Raw genomic sequence first — 16320 nt, 5'->3', positions numbered from 1 at the left:
GCGGAGCTTATCGGCTTTGCCGGTTAGCGGAGTGGGGCTTGACGACCCGGCAATGCCGGGGAGCCGAAGGAGGCCATCAGGCTGTTAATGCTTTAAGGTTTGAGAAAAGTTTATAAGAACAATTAGATGCGTCACTGCAAAAGGACCAACAGTAGCAGTAAGCAGTGAGAGGAAAACGTGAGACAGCGCCCGGGTGAGAGAAGGCGCAGGCGAAGGGAGATGACCGATGCGTCAGCATCGGCCTTTCCCGGCCCGCAGGGCCGCCGGGTTTAACGCCGCAATATCCTATACCCCGTAACCAGAAGCATGACGCCCAGCGCCATAATGACGTACGGTAAACTGGCACCCATTGAGCTGTTCACCGCATCAGCGCTATTCGCCACCTCCGGCAAAGTTTCACCGCTGCGCGATAACCATGTTCCCCACGCGAGCAATCCCAGCCCGGTAACCGGTATCAGCCCTTTCAACAGCACAATGAAAAGCATATCACCCGCTGGCTCGTCTGCCTTCGAGGCCATCACGCGCGCCAGCAGTAAGCAGATGATCATACCCATTATGTACTCGGTCAGGCTGAGCACCTCCGGGAAGGCAAAACGAAAGATGCCGATCCAGATGCCGTTAAGCACCGCAGCCAGTAGCCAAAAGCTCATAGATACATTCCCTATTGATAGTCATTTGTTTCAAACTGCATATCAGGCTAAGTTTCAGCCATTACAACAGAATGTCCCGCAATCAGAAAGCCTGCGGGACATTCGGATTCAGCCTTTAAACGTCAGACGATTTGGCAGAACCAGCCTGTCAGCAATCAGAGCCTCGTCCGTCGCGCCTTTCACCTCGGCCTGAATGTCAAACATGAGCAACCAGAGCGGTTCTTCCCAGTACCAGTCAGGATCGAGATACTGGCAAGATGCAAACTGCGGCAACCACGCCATCACCATGTGCATGATGTCGAATTCAAAGAACTCCTGTTCCTGTTGCTGCGCGTACCATGCGCCAACCGTCAGCGGCGTCTGAAACGTCAGATCAATTTTCGCCTGTGCCAGTCGCTGCTGATAGCGCCTGAGCTTCTGCTCTTCCAGCCTGCTCTCGTGGTTCACCTGTCTGTTAATCCGGTGTGAACTGCGCTTATCCAGGCGCTCCCGCTGCCTTGCCGCAGTCGCCGGAAACAGTCTGGCTCCGGTGTCCTGCGAAAGTGGGGACGGACACCGCTCACCTCGGGAAGCAATAAGCGTATCGAGCGCGGTCATGTACTCTACGGCTGCCGGAGCAAAGCGGTCATGCGGGGAGTACTCCGGCATGACCCTGCGCAGATGGTCTGCTTTAATCGTCCGGGTACCACAATAATGGCGCACATAGGCGCTGGCATACGGGTGCTTACCCTTTGCCGCCCTGCCCTGCTGGCGCTTTTCAACGTCAGCAATCGCAAGGCTGACGGCAAGCGTGTACGGACAGGCAGGAATGAGAGACAGGTGACGGGGAATCGTGTTCATGATTTTTCTCCTGGTGTAATGACCGCCCTTTCGGGCGGTCTGCTGCTGTCAGTCTTCGCTGCCCTGAGTGCCTTCACTGTCATTTTTTGCCGCTTCGTCTTTAAGCGGTTTCATCCACGCAGGAACCCAGCGGGCATCTTTGAGTGCCTCCTCCGCAAACTCTGCGGCGTCACCTTTTTTCATTTTCCCCGCATCGCTGGCGTTGCCTGTCTTACCAGCTTCCGTCAGTGCGCCCACAATCTGATCTTTGCTCATGCGCTTGAATAACCCTTCAGCGGTCGGCTGCCACCAGTCAGCCAGATCAAAGCCCATCGCCGACTCCAGCATATCGAGGTTGCTGGTCTGACTTTTGCCATAGACCCTACCCTGGAAACTGCAGACCGTTGCAGCGCTGCAGAACCCCAGCAAACCGAGCACATCTTCGGTGCTCCATTCCAGCAGCCAGAGGAAGTCCTGCGCCCAGCGCTCCGGCAATCTCGCCTGCCATTCCGTTTTCTGCTGCTGCATAAACTGCCAGGCTTTGCCCTCCTCTTTCGATGCCGAGTCGGCAACCAGAGAGGAACTGTTGTCGGTCAGGCTGACTTTCATCGGGGTATTGTCATAGCTGCCGTGGCTGAACGTTGAACGACACAGCGTCCAGGTCAGCATGGCGACAGAGATATCCGGTTTTGAACTGAGTGCCGCCTGCACCGCAAGCGATCGCTCGCAGGACATCGAGCGCACCAGCGCAGCTGAGTAACCCTCGCTCAGCGCCTGCATGTCGTCTTTGTTTTCAGGCTTATTTTTTTTCGGCAGGTCAGCCAAGCGCTGAACGCCGCGCTGGATATAGCACACGCCTGACTCGTAGCAGATCACCGCGCCCGTCTTGTCTTTATCAAGTGCCGCCCAGCAGCGCTTGTCCGCATCGTTTTCCAGCGTGGCGATCTGCTTTTTCAGCTGCGGTTTCAACGCTTCATCGTCGGTGAGACGCCACTGCGCGCGCAACTCATTCACCTGTGCATCCTCTTCCGGGGTGTAGTCCGGGCAGCGTTCCTGCGGTACCACATAGGCGCGTTTCACCTTGCTGTCCCAGGCATGCATGCGCCCTTCTGCCCTGACCCCAGTCCAGGCAAACCCCTCTTCTTTCTCAACGGCATTGGCAATCTGCTGCAGTTTTTCCAGCGTCAGGCTTTCCACCAACGCGGTGTCGATGTAGCCGTCGTCCTCACCGCTGAACAGATCGGCACGAATCGTGCCGCCTGCTGCCAAGTAAGCGTCTTTACCAACAAACGCGAACTTGTGGGAACGGCTGATTTCGGTTTCAGACGAGGTGATCAGGTTACGGATGGTGTCAGCTGACGGGTTGTAATAGCTGGAAGCCTGATCCCATACCTCAACCTGGCGTTCGTGTGAGTCGGCGAGCGTCAGCGCCTGACACTGCTCGATGGTGATTTTGTCAGCAGCCAACTCGTCAAGGATCGCAGGCGCAAGGCCTGAGAGTTTCAGGCAGCGCTGCACGTGGCGCCAGCCGTAGCCCATCAGGTCACCAATCTGTGCAGGCGTTTTACCTTCGTCAGCCAGCGCCTGGAACCCGGCAATCTGCTCGGCGGGATGCATATCCTCGCGCTCACCGTTTTCGACCATAGAGGCCGCACGGGCCAGTTCCTCAGACACGCGCTTAACGGGAATCAGCTGATCGGGTTGATAAATCCCCTGCGTGAGCAGCAACTGCATCGCGGTCAGGCGACGACCGCCGCAGGCCACGCCCAGCATACCGTCAGGCATATCATGCACGATCAGGTTATGCAGCAGTCCGACGTTATTGATGGTGGCCGCCAGCGACTCAATGCGCGACTGCACATAAACCTTACGGCGCACGTTCAGAGTAGAGATCGCCAGACGCGACAGCGGGATCATCTCGATTTCCACTTTCTCCAGTGCCTGCTCGACTGCCACCGCTGCCGCTTTGTCAGCCTTCGCTTTCGCGTGACGACGAACGGGTTTGGTCTTTAAAACCGATGATTCTTTAGATTCTGAAGCCGGGGTGTTGACGTTCTGCTGTGACATGTTGTTTCTCCTGTTTGCGTTTAAGTGATGTTTCTCTGAGTTCCTCGCCGTGAGAGCAGAACAGGCACGCGGGTATCGGACAGAGCGCAGGGGGAACGTCAAAGCCGCAGCCCAACGGGACCGGGTGCAGACGTTTGATTAACGCCCCTTGCGCGAGGCCGCCCGTGTGGCAGGTTTCTGCACGGCGAAGGGGCTCAGGAGAACGAAACAGGGCAGCAGGTGATGAACAGGGCACAGCCCCGGACGGCAGCTTGACGCCGGTCCGGGCCTCAGCGGCCACAGATTTTGTGGCCAGTGAAGGCGCTGGCGGTCAGCCAGCTGCAGGGTTGCTTCTTGCCTTTGCCATCAGACCCTAGCCAGATGGCCCGGAACGCCATGCGGTCCGGCGGAGCTTGCCGGCTTTGCCGGTTAGCAGAGTGGGGCTTGACGACCCGGCAACGTCGGGGAGCCGAAGGGGCAAGCGTTAATCAGAATGGTGATTCAGTCTCTTCTTGAGAATTAATAAGAATTAATTTTTATTATCATCAGAAGGGCTTAGGATTAATCTTATCTCACCTTATCAGCACCCGCGTTCGCGCTACAGACTATGCCCCATTACGCCTCACCTGAGGGGTGTGCGGCCTATGCAAAGTCTCAGAGGAAGCGACCCTAAAAAGGAGTTTACCGAATGCAGTTTGTTAAAAATGGACCGGACATCCCTGACTTGCTTCTGCGGGCTCATGAAGAAGGTAAAGTCATTTTCTTCTGTGGTGCAGGGATTTCAGTCCCCGCGGGGTTACCTGGTTTCGGCAAGCTGGTCGAAATAATTTATGAACTGACGGGTCGCTCCAGTGATCCGATCGAAAAAAGGACGTTAACTAAACAGCAATACGACGCCACGCTAAACCTCATTGAAAGAAGGTTACCCGGTGGGCGGATCCAGATGCGCAAGGCTCTTGTTCAGGCCCTGACGAAGAAAAGCTGGCCCCGGAAAGCAACGGATACGCACGAAGCGCTGCTGAAACTGGCCAAAACCCGCAGCGGCCAGCTACGGCTGGTCACCACTAACTTTGATCCGCTGTTTGAGCAGGCAGGAAAACGCATAAAACAGACTTTTGAGTCTTTCAGCGCTCCCATGCTGCCGGTACCTAAGAAAAGCCGCTGGAACGGGTTGGTCTATTTACACGGCGCTATCACCCCAAAAATGGATGACCACGCTTTAAACCGGCTGGTCGTTACCAGTGGTGATTTTGGGTTGGCCTATCTGACCGAACGCTGGGCCGCGAGGTTTGTCAGCGAACTCTTTCGAAACTATGTGATTTGCTTTGTCGGGTATTCCATTGATGATCCGGTACTACGGTACATGATGGACGCACTTGCAGCGGATAAACGCCAGGGCGAAGCGACGCAGGCAGCCTGGGCATTTGCTGCTTACTCTAATGGCTGTGAGCGGGAGATGCGTCTTGAATGGGAGGCCAAAGGTGTCATCCCCATTATGTACAATGATGTTGATGACCCGGCACAGGGAGCTGATCACGTTCTGTTGCACAGAACACTGAAAAAATGGGCGGAAACCTATCACGAAGGTGTCACGGGTAAAGAGCGTATCGTCATTGATTACGCAATGGCCCAGCCCTCCAGAAGCACGGTGCAGGATGACTTTGTTGGTAGAATGCTGTGGGCACTGTCGGACAGTTCAGGACTGCCCGCCCGTCGTCTTGCTGAACACAACCCTGCCCCACCGGTCGACTGGCTCTTTGATGGCCTCATGCTGAATAACTTCCATCACGATGACCTTCAGCGTTTTAACGTAATCCCGCATGAAGAGGCTGATGAGAAGCTCAGCTTTAGCCTCATCTCGCGGCCGGCAACCTACAGGCTGTCGCCCTGGATGACACTTTTCTCGCTAAACAAGCATGGCACTGGCTGGGATCACGTAATGGAATCCCTGGCAAACTGGCTGCTGCGTTACCTGAATGAACCCAGATTACTGCTTATGCTGGCTAACGGCGGCAACCTTCATCCCCTCCTTAACCGCATTATCACCCGTCAACTAGCCTATCTTTCACGACTTGCGAGTCAGGATAAAACGGTAGAACTGGAAAAAATTAAGGCAGACTCTCCTCAGGCCATTCCCACGTTACTTATGAATATGCTCTGGGGGCTACTGCTCAATGGCAGAGTGAAGGGTTCAAGAAGCCATATGGATGTTTATTCATGGATGACCCGTCTTAATGTTGAAGGGCTTTCAGCAACCATGCGATTCGAACTCAGAGAGTTGCTGGCGCCTAAAATTATCCTGCAAGAACCCTATGACTTGTCGGCTTTAAATGGTGAGGCCAGAGATCAAACAACGTCCCCCACACACGTCAGGGACCTGGTGCACTGGGAGCTTGCTCTGACACTGGATAGTGCCCGATCGATACTTGATATTGATAAGAATACCCGTTTTAAGAAATGGCTCCCGGCGCTGTTTGATGACTTACAACAATTACTGAAAGATGCGCTGGATTTAGCTCACATGATGGGTGGGGCAGACAAACAATCTGACAGTTCTGTCTGGGCGATGCCCTCTATTTCCGCACACGCGCAAAACCAGCGGTTCAAAGACTGGACGCTGCTGATAGAACTGCTGCGTGATGCATGGCTGGGTTTACTTTCAGAATCACCGGTACGCGCAGCGCGCGTTGCCACTGACTGGTTCGAGCAGCCTTATCCAACTTTTAAGCGACTGGCATTCTTTGCCGCCGCTCACAGCGATGTGATTTCCACATCTCAGTGGGTCAGCTGGTTGACCGATAATGATCATTTCTGGCTGTGGTCAGTGGATACAGGCCGTGAAGTTTTGAGGCTGCTGGTCATTAAGGGTAAAGACCTGGGGCAAGACGAGCAGGAACGTCTGGAAGCCGCCATCCTGCAGGGGCCGCCAGCCGACGAGGACAGCGATGGGGAGAATCCGGAACATATCAGGCACTATCTGAACCGCAGAAGGTGGCTTTATCTTGCAAAGCTTCAGTCCTCAGGCTTGCCGCTGGAGAACGCTGCCGCAGAAACGTTACAGACATTGCGCGAAGCCAATCCCAAATGGAAGCTTGCAGAGGATGAACGTGACGAATTCAGCGTCTGGACAGGAAATGCCCGCGACGATAGCGATGATGAACCCAAATTCAGCCCGGCACCCGGTACGCTGCCGGAACTCGTCTCATGGTTGAAAACATACCCGCAAGAGCAACGCTTCTTTGGCAGCGACGGCTGGCGTGAACAGTGTTCAAAACAGATGAAGCTCTGCCTGAAAGCGCTGCAGTTGGTCGGGGAAGACGGTGAAATCCCGGTCTGGCGATGGAGAGAGGCACTTCAGGCGTGGAGTAAAGATGACATGCTCAAGCGATCATGGCGCGCAGCGGCACCGGTGGTCGTGAGCCTGCCGGATGAAGTCTTGCTTGAATTAAAGCATTCTCTGGCGTGGTGGATTGAGGCATGCTCGAAAACACTGGAGAGGCACATCGGTGTTTTCAGGAAGTTATGTCAGAGAATGCTGAACGTTCCCTTTGAGGCACAGTCAGGTACGCTGGTGAATGGGAAACCCATTGATGATCCTGTTTCGGAAGCCATTAACCACCCCGTTGGCTATGTAACAGAGGCCTTGGTGCACGATCTTTTTCGAGGTGAAAAGCAGGATGGTGATTTGCTTCCCGTATGGTTAAAACCTCTTTTCACTCAACTGTGCCAGCCTGAAATAGCCCGGTTTCGTCATGGTCGCGTCATACTGGCTGCAAACCTCATTTCCCTGTTCCGCGTGGATCCTGACTGGACAAAACAGAATCTTCTTCCACTCTTCAGTTGGGAACACAGCCCAGAAGCACGGGCTGTCTGGGAGGGCTTCCTCTGGTCTCCCCGTTTGTATAAACCGCTGTTTGACCTGCTCCGGGGTGACTTTATTGAGACGGCCGCACACTACGCGAGCCTAGGCAAACACGGTGAGCAGTATGCCACGCTTCTCACTTATGTTGCGCTCGACATGGCGGAGGCTTTTTCTGAAGAAGAACTCAGAAACGCGTTTCACAACTTACCAGATGAAGGGCTGCTCAGCGTGGCTCAGGCGCTCGGCAAGGCGCTGAGCGGAGCGGGAGAAGGTCAGCAAGAAGCCTACTGGATAAACCGTATCGAACCTTTCTGGAGGAAGATGTGGCCCCAGAATCAGGACAGAAGGTCTTCCGGAATTTCAGACAGACTGGTGCAACTCGTACTGGCATCTGGCCAGCAATTCCCGGCAGCATTCCATATGGTTAAGAACTGGCTCCAGCCAGCAGAATTTCTTTTCTATCTGGTCCCCCTTCTTGAGAAGTCGGGCTTATGTCACGCGTATCCATCAGAATCGCTGGAGCTGTTAGCGTTGCTGGTTGCAGAGCCTGATTACCCACCGGAAGAATTGCGTATGTGTTTAAACCAGATCGCTGAGCAGCAACAAGGCATTAAGCAGAATGAGTCCTATATCCGGCTTGATACCCTGTTGAGGACAAAAAAGCTCTGATTTTAAAGTAAAGGTAAATCAGCAGTCTCCTGAGGCAGACAGTTTAGGTACCACCGCTGCTCAGTCAGAGAGTTTTATGATTAAAGCCGAGGTCATATGCAGTGATATGTCCTTTTCCATGGTGGTTTAGTTAGGGAAGATACAATGCCATTAAGCAAAGAAGACTATCCTGAAGGACCGCTGGTGAGAGCGGTATGGGACTGTTGCCATGAACTGTATACCCGACTTGAGCGGCCGCCAACTCGTCAGGAGTTTAAAGCGGAGATAAACGCTCGTGAGCCAGAGCGAACCGGCATCAGTACACACTCTCGCCAGTGGGGAGACTGGATGCGCCATCACGGGTTTAAAAGCGATTCAGAGATGAGCAGTCATAGCATCCCCGCGGAATTTTTGGAGCCTAACCGCCTGCGCGTGGTTTACGCCATGCAGGTACTCGGAGAGGCATCGGCTCCCGAAGTCACAAGATGGATCAAGGCGAGCAACGCACCCTTAAAAAAGGCTGAGATCGACTATCAGTTTCAGGCGCTCACGGTCAATCACAATCAGCGTTGGTATCACAGTGCTGCGCGAAAAAGCATGCTCAGCAATCAACAGCATCCTATGGACAAACTCTTCCGGATCGGAGAAGGGAGAAAGACCCGCTACATGCTTTATATTCCTGAAAAGCACGGGGTCTGGGATATCGCTGAAGATGGTAAAACACCGGTGCAGGTTACTTTTCCCATCGCGACAGATGCGCTCATGATGGCGCTACGCGATAAAGCTGAACGTGCCCCCTTTACTTTACCAGCGGAAAACTATCGTGATATGCGCGTCCGCATACTACGTGAAGTGCTGGCACGTGAAGGCCAACCCGCCTTCAGGCAGCGGCTGATGACTGCTTACGGTGGCCAATGCGCAGTCACGGGATGCCCAATCCCAGCATTACTGGAAGCTGCACACGTAAGACCGTATGCAGGTGGATGGCACACCGAAGCGCGTCATGGATTACTTCTCAAAACCGATATACACACTTTGTTTGATAAAGGGATGCTGTGGATTGACCCAGATTACTGTGTCTGTCTTTCCCCCGAACTGATGGGCACGGAATACTCTGTGCTGGAGGGTAAGCGGCTGCACCTCCCGGCTTCCTGCAACGACTGGCCACTTCAGGAACATCTCACGTGGCACCGGGAATTTTGTACGGACAAATTAGCGTAAGAAACCACGGTCGTTTTATAGCGTACCTGCCATCAGCAGGCTGATGGCAGGTTGCTGACAAGCATCATTTATTTGGGATATCGTTACAGGTATTGGTCAAAATCAAATGGGCAGCGCAGTGTCGAACCCGCACATTAGCCAGATTGCAAGGCGGCATCCAGATTCATCCTGTCGAACGCTGACGCCAGACCCACGTCATATTTAGTAAGTCATTCACCCCAACCCCCCTGCTACGCCAGTGAGAGAACCATACCCGGTATGTAGCGGGAGTCTGCCAGGCAAGCGCAGTTTCAGCTTCAATGATGATAATCTCCCCATCACCTGACACCATGCAGCGTGCAACTGATCTTTCAGTCCGACAGAAAAATGAGCGGAGACTGGCGGTCTTACGTCCCTTCACTTCACCCGAAGTGCCAGTGATACGGGCCTCCTCGATATCACGATCAATTGATATGTGCCGCCTCGTTATCAAACCTGAATGTCTGTCGGATCCTTCAATACCCGCAGAGGCAGCTGACCAGATGTCTACCTGCTTAAATAACCTGATTTTCTGCAGTCCCAAGCAGGAAAGATGAGGGACGTATAAATTTTTCATCAGCTTACCCCCCGTCCTCGAAGCATCGCGGCGATGTCTCCCGCTTTATGGCCTGCGCTGACCATCTCGTCTATATTCTGTAGCAGCCCCCCAATGACATCTGCCGCCAGCAGCTCGCTGTTCCAGAAATACAGACCGGTATGATCGGGGTTGAGCCACATCAATCCATGCCAGAACGGAGATCCATTGCCCGGGCTCAGGATGTCTATCGTGAGGTGCTTACACCTGCGGTGAGTCAAACGAAGATGGACCGGGAAAATGCCACCCCACTCTCCCCGACTTTCACAGTCCGTACGCCAGATATCACCGAGCTTCAGCGCATTGAGCACGGCCCCGCTGAGACGATGACGAAACGCCTCGCCACGCGCCCGGTAGGATTCAAAGTCATCAGCTGTAAACTGCTGCAACCGGGAATGCGTAAAGGGTTCATCGGTTGTCATTTCACCGCTGCGACTAACCATGTTTTCGGCAGGTTGGTGGTCTCGATTGTTGCTGTGCTTGCTGCCACACGTAATGTCTTTAGACTGGATCACTGGCATTTCAGGTTCCTCATAATTTGATTGCCCTGCCCCGGCGGAGTTGCAGCTCCGCCGGGGCACTCTTTGCGGTTTGGTAGAGGGTAACGGTCACGCTGCTGCAGGACCGCGCAATACTAAAATGGGATCGGATCGTCAACGTCTTCTGGTGGTGGCGGATAGTTTCCCGGCTCTGGCCATTTCAACTGTTGCGATGCTGGCGCGTGTTCTTTACTGGAAGCGCCCTTCCTAACCCTGCCACCATTACCTCTGGCAGCGGTCTGAGCTCCCGTCTTTTCCTGAGCCGTTGCCGGTGGCCGGGGCTGATTAACCGGTTTATCAGTCGGGCCACTGTTGCCGATGCGTCCTCCAAGCATCTGCAGAGTACCGCCAGCGTTTACCAATACTTCCGTGGTGTACTTATCCTGCCCGTCGGTTCCCTGCCATTTGCGCGTACGGAGCTGGCCTTCAATGTAGATCTGCGAGCCCTTCTTAAGGTATTCCCGCGCCACTTCAGCAAGCTTTCCGAACAGCACTACGCGGTGCCACTCTGTGATCTCTTTGTTTTCACCGGTCTCTTTATCACGCCACGTGTCTGACGTAGCCAGCGTGACGTTTGCCACCGCGCCGCCGTTAGGCATGTAACGCACCTCGGGGTCCTGCCCCAGATTGCCGACCAGAATGACCTTGTTAACGCCTCGTGCAGCCATATTCGTTCTCCTCATCAAGTTGTTTAAACACCTCACCCGTTGAGTTTCGGGAGCCGCGGTGTTGACGTTTTGTGGAACTCGGCTGGATTTTTCCTCCGGTATTTACTTCACCCGTTTGAGATCCTTCGCCGCGAGGGCGTAAACCTGCGCGGGTGACGGCAGTTGTCCTGGGCGTAGGGAGCATTTTTTCCGGACTAACAGCGTGGCCTGAAAAAAATGTTCACGACGTGCATTTCACCCGGGACGACCACGGCCTCTGTGCTTGTCTCAGCCCCGGCGAAAGAATTTAAAACGGTGAGAACAGGTGAAAAAACAGCACGAATCAGCAGCAACGGCGGCAGAGTAGAAGCGAAACGGCGTTGCCCATAAGAGCGCTCTTTATTCAGGGCGCGGTTCAAGCGCCGGCAACGCCGGCTGCAGGTTCAGAAGATAAAAAACGTGATGTCTGAGCTCAGAATGTCGTGCCGCAGCATCGGCCACCTGACAGCCCGAAGCACTCGGGCCATGATGTCCGTTCGGCGTGGCGCAAAGTTTGGCAGAGCAGCTCGCAGGGAGACGCCCCGTACCAGCATCATGGGTTCTTAATGTACCGATTTGGTGTCGTTTTTAACGGGATATGTATCTGATGAAACTGATGACATCGCTTGAACCAGGCATTACGTAAATCCATATCTAAAGAGGTTGTCCACAATATGAGTGCACAGCCGCCCGCAAACCCTGTGGACAGATCGCCGTATGGCACGTTCATAAAGGAACTGAAGGAAAGTGGTTACTTTATGAACACTGCAAGTGTCATATGCCTGAATACTTCATCCGGCTGGATAGCGGAAATATTTCATTGTTCTTCAGGGCGATGTACAGAGTGAGGCAATTCTTCGTTGATACACACTTGTCACCGAATCCCTACTCATTAATACTGTATGCATGAACAGTACTATTTGAAGGGGGATTTATGATTCTTACCATGTTGTTATCAGCCTGCGTGACGGCATCCTTGAAAGTGCCGCAGTCATGAAACCAGCAGCCTGTGCTTCCGGCCTGACGCTGCTCTGGCCGCCCATATTTACGCCTCGTGTCCCCGTACCCTTGTTTGCAGACACCTGCGCGGCGGGGTTCCCCTCCCCTGCCCAAGACTATGTAGAGTCCGAGCTTGATCTTAACGAGCTGTGCATTCGCCGTCGCGCCTCAACCTTCTTCGTGCGCGCCAGCGGCAGCAGTATGCAGGAGCTGGGACTTTTTGACGGCGACGTCATGGTGGTTGACCGGGCTGAAGAAGCGTCGCATGGCGATATTGTTATCGCCGAAGTTAACGGAGAATTCACGGTCAAGCACCTTCAGTTGCACCCGCGACTGGCACTGCTGCCCATGAATCAGGATTACTCAACCATCTATCCCGAGGAGTTGCAGCTGCTCGGGGTAGTGACATTGTTTTTCAACAGCACGCGTGCGCGCCGGAGGTAACTATGCCCATGTTTGGTTTGGCCGACGTTAATTCCTTCTACGCCAGTTGTGAAGCCCTGTTCAGGCCTGATTTGCGCGGCAAGCCCGTTGTGGTGCTGAGCAACAATGACGGCTGCGTCATCGCGCGATCTGCAGGGGCAAAAGCGCTCGGCATTAAGATGGGAGCTCCCTGGTTTCAGATAAAAAATGAATGTTATTCTGAGAATATTCATGTATTTAGCTCAAACTATGCGCTTTAGTAAGTTAAGTGGAATGCAACATTGATTGAGTAAACTTTGAGCAGAAAAACTGCTGTCAGGGGTAAACACAATGCTGATTTCACCGAATGAACACAGCCTGTTGCTGGCTGAGCGCTGGCTGAAATTGCTATCCGATCTGGGCCGGGCGCAGGCCACGCTCACCGCCTACCGCAATGCCCTCCGCCATTATTTTGCGTTCTGCAGCCAGAAGAGCATTGAACCTGAAAAGGCCCGGTTTGAAGATCTGGCCGCCTACATCAGCCCTCAGTTACCCGGTATGCCCTCTCCCGTGGCCAGCGCCACGCTCCAGCTGCGCCTGTCGGCGATCCGCCTCTGGTATGACTTTCTGATGTATCAGGATCTCTGTCTGGTGAATCCGCTGCCACGCTCCGGCACGCCAGGCATGCTGAGTTCCGGCAGAGGGCTGGTTCCCCGCGTCGTAAAGCTGCCACGGATACCTGACGATGCGCAGTGGCAGGCTTTTCTTTTTCATGCTGCCTCATCCCCGCTTCGTGACCGCCTGATGCTGGCATTAACCTATTACGGTGCGCTACGGCGATCTTAAATTACCTCCTTGCGTGTCGACGACCTCGACTTTGCACACCGGCTTATCCGCATCCGGGCTGAAACCACCAAGAGCCGGCGAGAACGCATCGTCTGCTACAGCCCGGCCGTGGCACCCGTGCTGGCGGCCCATCTTATGCAGATGAAGCAGGAAGGGATCGCCAGAGGTGCCCTGTTCCGTTCTGCGTCCGACCGCAATCAGGGCGCGCCGCTTTCCTTCTGGACCTGGAGCAAAACGGTACGGAACTGGGCACTGATGTCAGGGCTGCCGGACATTTCAACACATACCTTTCGGCACCTTCGCCTCACGCATCTGGCCCGCGCAGGCTGGAAGCTGCACGAACTGGCTACCTATGCGGGACACCGCGATCCGGGGACTACCCATATTTACATCCACCTTTCCGGGAGGGATCTCGCCGCCAGGATGGCGGGCGCGATTGAAACGGCAGATCTCAGAATGGCGAAGCTTATTTTTAGCGCGGAGAAATAGCATGGGCACTCAAAGACCGATTGAATGCAACTGGCGTCCGTTCGACATGACTGCATACCGGCTTGAGAGGTCGCTGACCTCCTCTGAACGAATGGCGCTGGCCAGCTCCCACAGCCGGTCCAGTATGTTACGGATGAAGCCTGCGCCGGACCTCATCAGGCCGATGACGGATATTGCTGCCGGAAGCGGATGTGGCAGCAAAATCGCCGGGCTGGTGATAGCCAGGTTGCTGCGCGAAATGCATTTATCCGGCACTCCCTGCTGGTGCTGGCCACAGGAACGCTGGCAGACGCTCTGCCGGGAAATCAGGGAGGGTCGTCCCTTGATGGCCGCTTTTGCCTGGCACCTGGGAGGTCTGCATGACACGCTCAGCCTCCCTGATATCCGGAAACCCGCCCTCTATGCCTGCGCCATCTTCGGTCAGAATTTTTATTATCAGGAGCTGCACCGGCTGACCGATACGCTGACGTCACTGGGTTATGCCGCGGGAAGCCAGAAACAGCACACATCCGGCGTACTGGCAATCCTGATGATAATGAACAGGGATCCCCGGCTTGAGACGTTTACGACCGAACTTCTCTGGCAGGCACAGAACAGCATTGATAACGCTACATCCCGTTACGTCGGCCGGGTCTCACACGGGCTTGCTGCGCTGGGCATCATCAGCGCCCCGATGAGGATGCGAAACTATACGAAATGGTATGAAAAGCCGGTCGAAGGAATCGATCCCGCCTGGGTGCAGTGGTGCCGGCGCTGGCGGGAAACGTCAGTGCTGAGACCGCGCACCCGGGAAAGCCAGTACAGCTTTATTCTGCGCTGCGGCCTCTGGCTGGCAAGGGAGCATCCGCAGGTGCGGGAACCGGCAGACTGGACGATGGAGATCTGCGCCAGTTTTATTGCGGCGGTGGGCCGGATGAACGTGGATGAGCTTCAGCTGGGTACGGAACGAGGGATCAGGAAATCGGTGCGCTCCGGCGAACCCATGATGCCGCATTCAAGGGAGCATTTTATCTACTCATTGCGCCGCTTTATGATCGATTATGAAAACTGGGGCTGGGGACGGCTTCGCTTCAGCCCTGCCCGTCATCTTTCCACACCGGACACCCCTCTTTTTCGTCACGGCGTCAATCCACGGGTTATCGACGATCCGGTCTGGCTGAAGCTCGTCTGGGCCAGCCTGAATCTGCGCCAGGAAGACCTGCTCACTGAAATACAATATCCGCTGGCCATGCTGCAGGCGATGGCCGTTATCTGGACCCATGCAGGGCTGCGGAAAAACGAGCTGCTCCGCCTGACCACAGGGTGTATCGCGCCGCAGGCAGATGAAATAGTGAAAGAGGACGGCAGCGTCATTCCTGCCGGAACCCTGTGCTATTTGCATATTCCCGCCGGAAAGACCTCAAAAGCCTATGTTAAACCCGTGGCGGCCGTGGTGAAAAAATATGTCGATACCTGGCCGGCTGAACGTCCGACAGAACAGGCCATGCTGGCTGATGAGCGGACCGGTGAGAAAGTCCGGCTCCTGTTTCAGTACCGGGGGAAGCCCGCAGGCAGCGCTATCATGAACCGCACGCTGATACCGATGCTGTGTGCAAGAGCCGGCGTCCCCGAAGAGGACAGCGGTGGCACAATAACCAGTCACCGGGGGCGGGCCTCCGCAGTGACCGCGCTGGCGAGCGTTCCGCAGGGGATGTCGCTGCACGAACTGATGCAGTGGACCGGGCACTCAACGCCCCAGTCCACCATGCATTATCTCCGCATCCGCCCGACTCAGCTGGCAGCCTCGTTTGTCAAAGCAGACAGGGTCGCACACATGATAAGCGTGCTGATTGATCACGACCCTGAGGCCGCCAGCCTGACAGGACCCGCGACGTATTACGATCTGGGCGATTCGTACTGCACAAATCCGTTCTGGAGCAGCTGTCCGCACAGAATGGCATGCATCGGATGCGATTTTAACCTGATTAAGGACAGCGCACGCGGACTGATACTGGAAAGCAAAGCCTCTGTCAGACGTTACCTTGAAGAAGTTCCGCTCACACCGGATGAGAAAGCCATTATTGAGCAGGATGCTGAAAAGATAGAGCAGGCTCTTAAGAAAATGACTTTTAAATCTGAGGGGTGAAATGATTCAGGATCAGCCTGAAGCGGACTTCCTTGATGCGCTTAGTCGCAATATGAATGACTATGAAAGATGGAGCCGAAAACGCATTCGCTTCAGTATCACCCGCCATCCTCCTACACCGGATACACCGCTGTTACGGCGCCGTGCTGATTCCAGGGTAATCTACGGGCCGGTATGGCTGAAGCTTATCCGGGCCAGACAGAATCTGCTTCAGGAAGACCTGCTCACTCCGATACACTTTTTGACTGACCACGCCGCAAGTGATGTGGCGTATTCAGAATGTGGTGGCCTGTTCAGGACACCAGGAAAAAAACACTGATATTTCGGCGGATACCGAATCATCAGCTTTTAACGGACGCTACGCTATCCGAATCG

Annotated in this window: 10 protein-coding genes and 2 pseudogenes; 7 read left to right on the top strand and 5 right to left on the bottom strand. The window is 54.7% G+C overall.

Annotated features, from left to right (window positions below; genetic code table 11):
* Nucleotides 1–269: 269 nt before the first annotated feature.
* From H7A81_RS12100 to H7A81_RS12090, 3 genes are all read right to left on the bottom strand, one after another.
* A complete protein-coding gene (locus tag H7A81_RS12100; protein WP_182057620.1) occupies nt 270–650 on the bottom strand; it encodes a hypothetical protein in 381 nt (126 codons plus the stop codon).
* A 108-nt stretch (nt 651–758) separates the two neighbouring features.
* A complete protein-coding gene (locus H7A81_RS12095; RefSeq protein ID WP_182057619.1) occupies nt 759–1490 on the bottom strand; it encodes a plasmid SOS inhibition protein A in 732 nt (243 codons plus the stop codon).
* Nucleotides 1491–1538: 48 nt separating this feature from the next.
* Nucleotides 1539–3536: a ParB/RepB/Spo0J family partition protein gene (locus H7A81_RS12090; RefSeq protein ID WP_182057618.1), complete on the bottom strand. Its 1998-nt coding sequence runs from the start codon at nt 3534–3536 to the stop codon at nt 1539–1541.
* A 667-nt stretch (nt 3537–4203) separates the two neighbouring features.
* Here H7A81_RS12090 and dsr1 point away from each other — a divergent pair.
* Both dsr1 and H7A81_RS12080 read left to right on the top strand, forming a co-directional pair.
* Nucleotides 4204–8046, top strand: coding sequence for an anti-phage defense-associated sirtuin Dsr1 (gene dsr1, locus H7A81_RS12085; RefSeq protein WP_182057617.1), 3843 nt, complete (start codon nt 4204–4206; stop codon nt 8044–8046).
* A gap of 144 nt (nt 8047–8190) precedes the next feature.
* Nucleotides 8191–9246: an HNH endonuclease gene (locus H7A81_RS12080; protein ID WP_182057616.1), complete on the top strand. Its 1056-nt coding sequence runs from the start codon at nt 8191–8193 to the stop codon at nt 9244–9246.
* Between the two features lie 594 nt (nt 9247–9840).
* Here the strand turns inward: H7A81_RS12080 and H7A81_RS12075 are convergent.
* Both H7A81_RS12075 and ssb read right to left on the bottom strand, forming a co-directional pair.
* A complete protein-coding gene (locus H7A81_RS12075; RefSeq protein WP_182057615.1) occupies nt 9841–10380 on the bottom strand; it encodes a conjugation system SOS inhibitor PsiB family protein in 540 nt (179 codons plus the stop codon).
* 113 nt (nt 10381–10493) lie between these two features.
* Nucleotides 10494–11066, bottom strand: coding sequence for a single-stranded DNA-binding protein (ssb, locus tag H7A81_RS12070; protein ID WP_182057614.1), 573 nt, complete (start codon nt 11064–11066; stop codon nt 10494–10496).
* Nucleotides 11067–12077: 1011 nt separating this feature from the next.
* Between ssb and umuD the strand changes: the two genes are divergently transcribed.
* The 5 genes and pseudogenes from umuD to H7A81_RS12045 all read left to right on the top strand — a co-directional run bounded on the left by umuD (nt 12078) and on the right by H7A81_RS12045 (nt 16264).
* Nucleotides 12078–12527, top strand: coding sequence for a translesion error-prone DNA polymerase V autoproteolytic subunit (umuD, locus tag H7A81_RS12065; protein WP_182057613.1), 450 nt, complete (start codon nt 12078–12080; stop codon nt 12525–12527).
* Between the two features lie 8 nt (nt 12528–12535).
* Nucleotides 12536–12763: pseudogene (locus tag H7A81_RS12060) on the top strand (DNA polymerase V subunit UmuC); the annotation flags it as partial.
* A gap of 73 nt (nt 12764–12836) precedes the next feature.
* Nucleotides 12837–13820 (top strand): annotated as a pseudogene (locus H7A81_RS27975) (tyrosine-type recombinase/integrase).
* 1 nt (nt 13821) lies between these two features.
* A complete protein-coding gene (locus H7A81_RS12050) occupies nt 13822–15945 on the top strand; it encodes a tyrosine-type recombinase/integrase (protein ID WP_182057612.1) in 2124 nt (707 codons plus the stop codon).
* A 1-nt stretch (nt 15946) separates the two neighbouring features.
* The gene (locus H7A81_RS12045) at nt 15947–16264 is read left to right on the top strand and encodes a hypothetical protein (RefSeq protein WP_182057611.1); all 318 of its coding nucleotides are present in this window, start codon (nt 15947–15949) and stop codon (nt 16262–16264) included.
* Nucleotides 16265–16320: the final 56 nt, after the last annotated feature.

The organism is Pantoea sp. ME81 (genome assembly GCF_903970985.1).
In the GTDB taxonomy this organism is placed as follows: Bacteria; Pseudomonadota; Gammaproteobacteria; order Enterobacterales; family Enterobacteriaceae; genus Pantoea; species Pantoea communis.
The sequence above is the reverse complement of the archived record's forward strand: the minus strand, read 5'-3'. Positions and strand labels throughout refer to the sequence as shown.

Excerpts from the sequence above, each read along its gene's own strand:
- H7A81_RS12075 (WP_182057615.1), bottom strand. The coding sequence starts at position 10,380 with ATGCCAGTGATCCAGTCTAAAGACATTACGTGTGGCAGCAAGCACAGC.
- dsr1 (WP_182057617.1), top strand. The coding sequence starts at position 4,204 with ATGCAGTTTGTTAAAAATGGACCGGACATCCCTGACTTGCTTCTGCGG.
- H7A81_RS12045 (WP_182057611.1), top strand. The coding sequence starts at position 15,947 with ATGATTCAGGATCAGCCTGAAGCGGACTTCCTTGATGCGCTTAGTCGC.
- H7A81_RS12080 (WP_182057616.1), top strand. The coding sequence starts at position 8,191 with ATGCCATTAAGCAAAGAAGACTATCCTGAAGGACCGCTGGTGAGAGCG.
- H7A81_RS12095 (WP_182057619.1), bottom strand. The coding sequence starts at position 1,490 with ATGAACACGATTCCCCGTCACCTGTCTCTCATTCCTGCCTGTCCGTAC.
- H7A81_RS12050 (WP_182057612.1), top strand. The coding sequence starts at position 13,822 with ATGGGCACTCAAAGACCGATTGAATGCAACTGGCGTCCGTTCGACATG.
- umuD (WP_182057613.1), top strand. The coding sequence starts at position 12,078 with ATGAAACCAGCAGCCTGTGCTTCCGGCCTGACGCTGCTCTGGCCGCCC.
- H7A81_RS12090 (WP_182057618.1), bottom strand. The coding sequence starts at position 3,536 with ATGTCACAGCAGAACGTCAACACCCCGGCTTCAGAATCTAAAGAATCA.
- ssb (WP_182057614.1), bottom strand. The coding sequence starts at position 11,066 with ATGGCTGCACGAGGCGTTAACAAGGTCATTCTGGTCGGCAATCTGGGG.
- H7A81_RS12100 (WP_182057620.1), bottom strand. The coding sequence starts at position 650 with ATGAGCTTTTGGCTACTGGCTGCGGTGCTTAACGGCATCTGGATCGGC.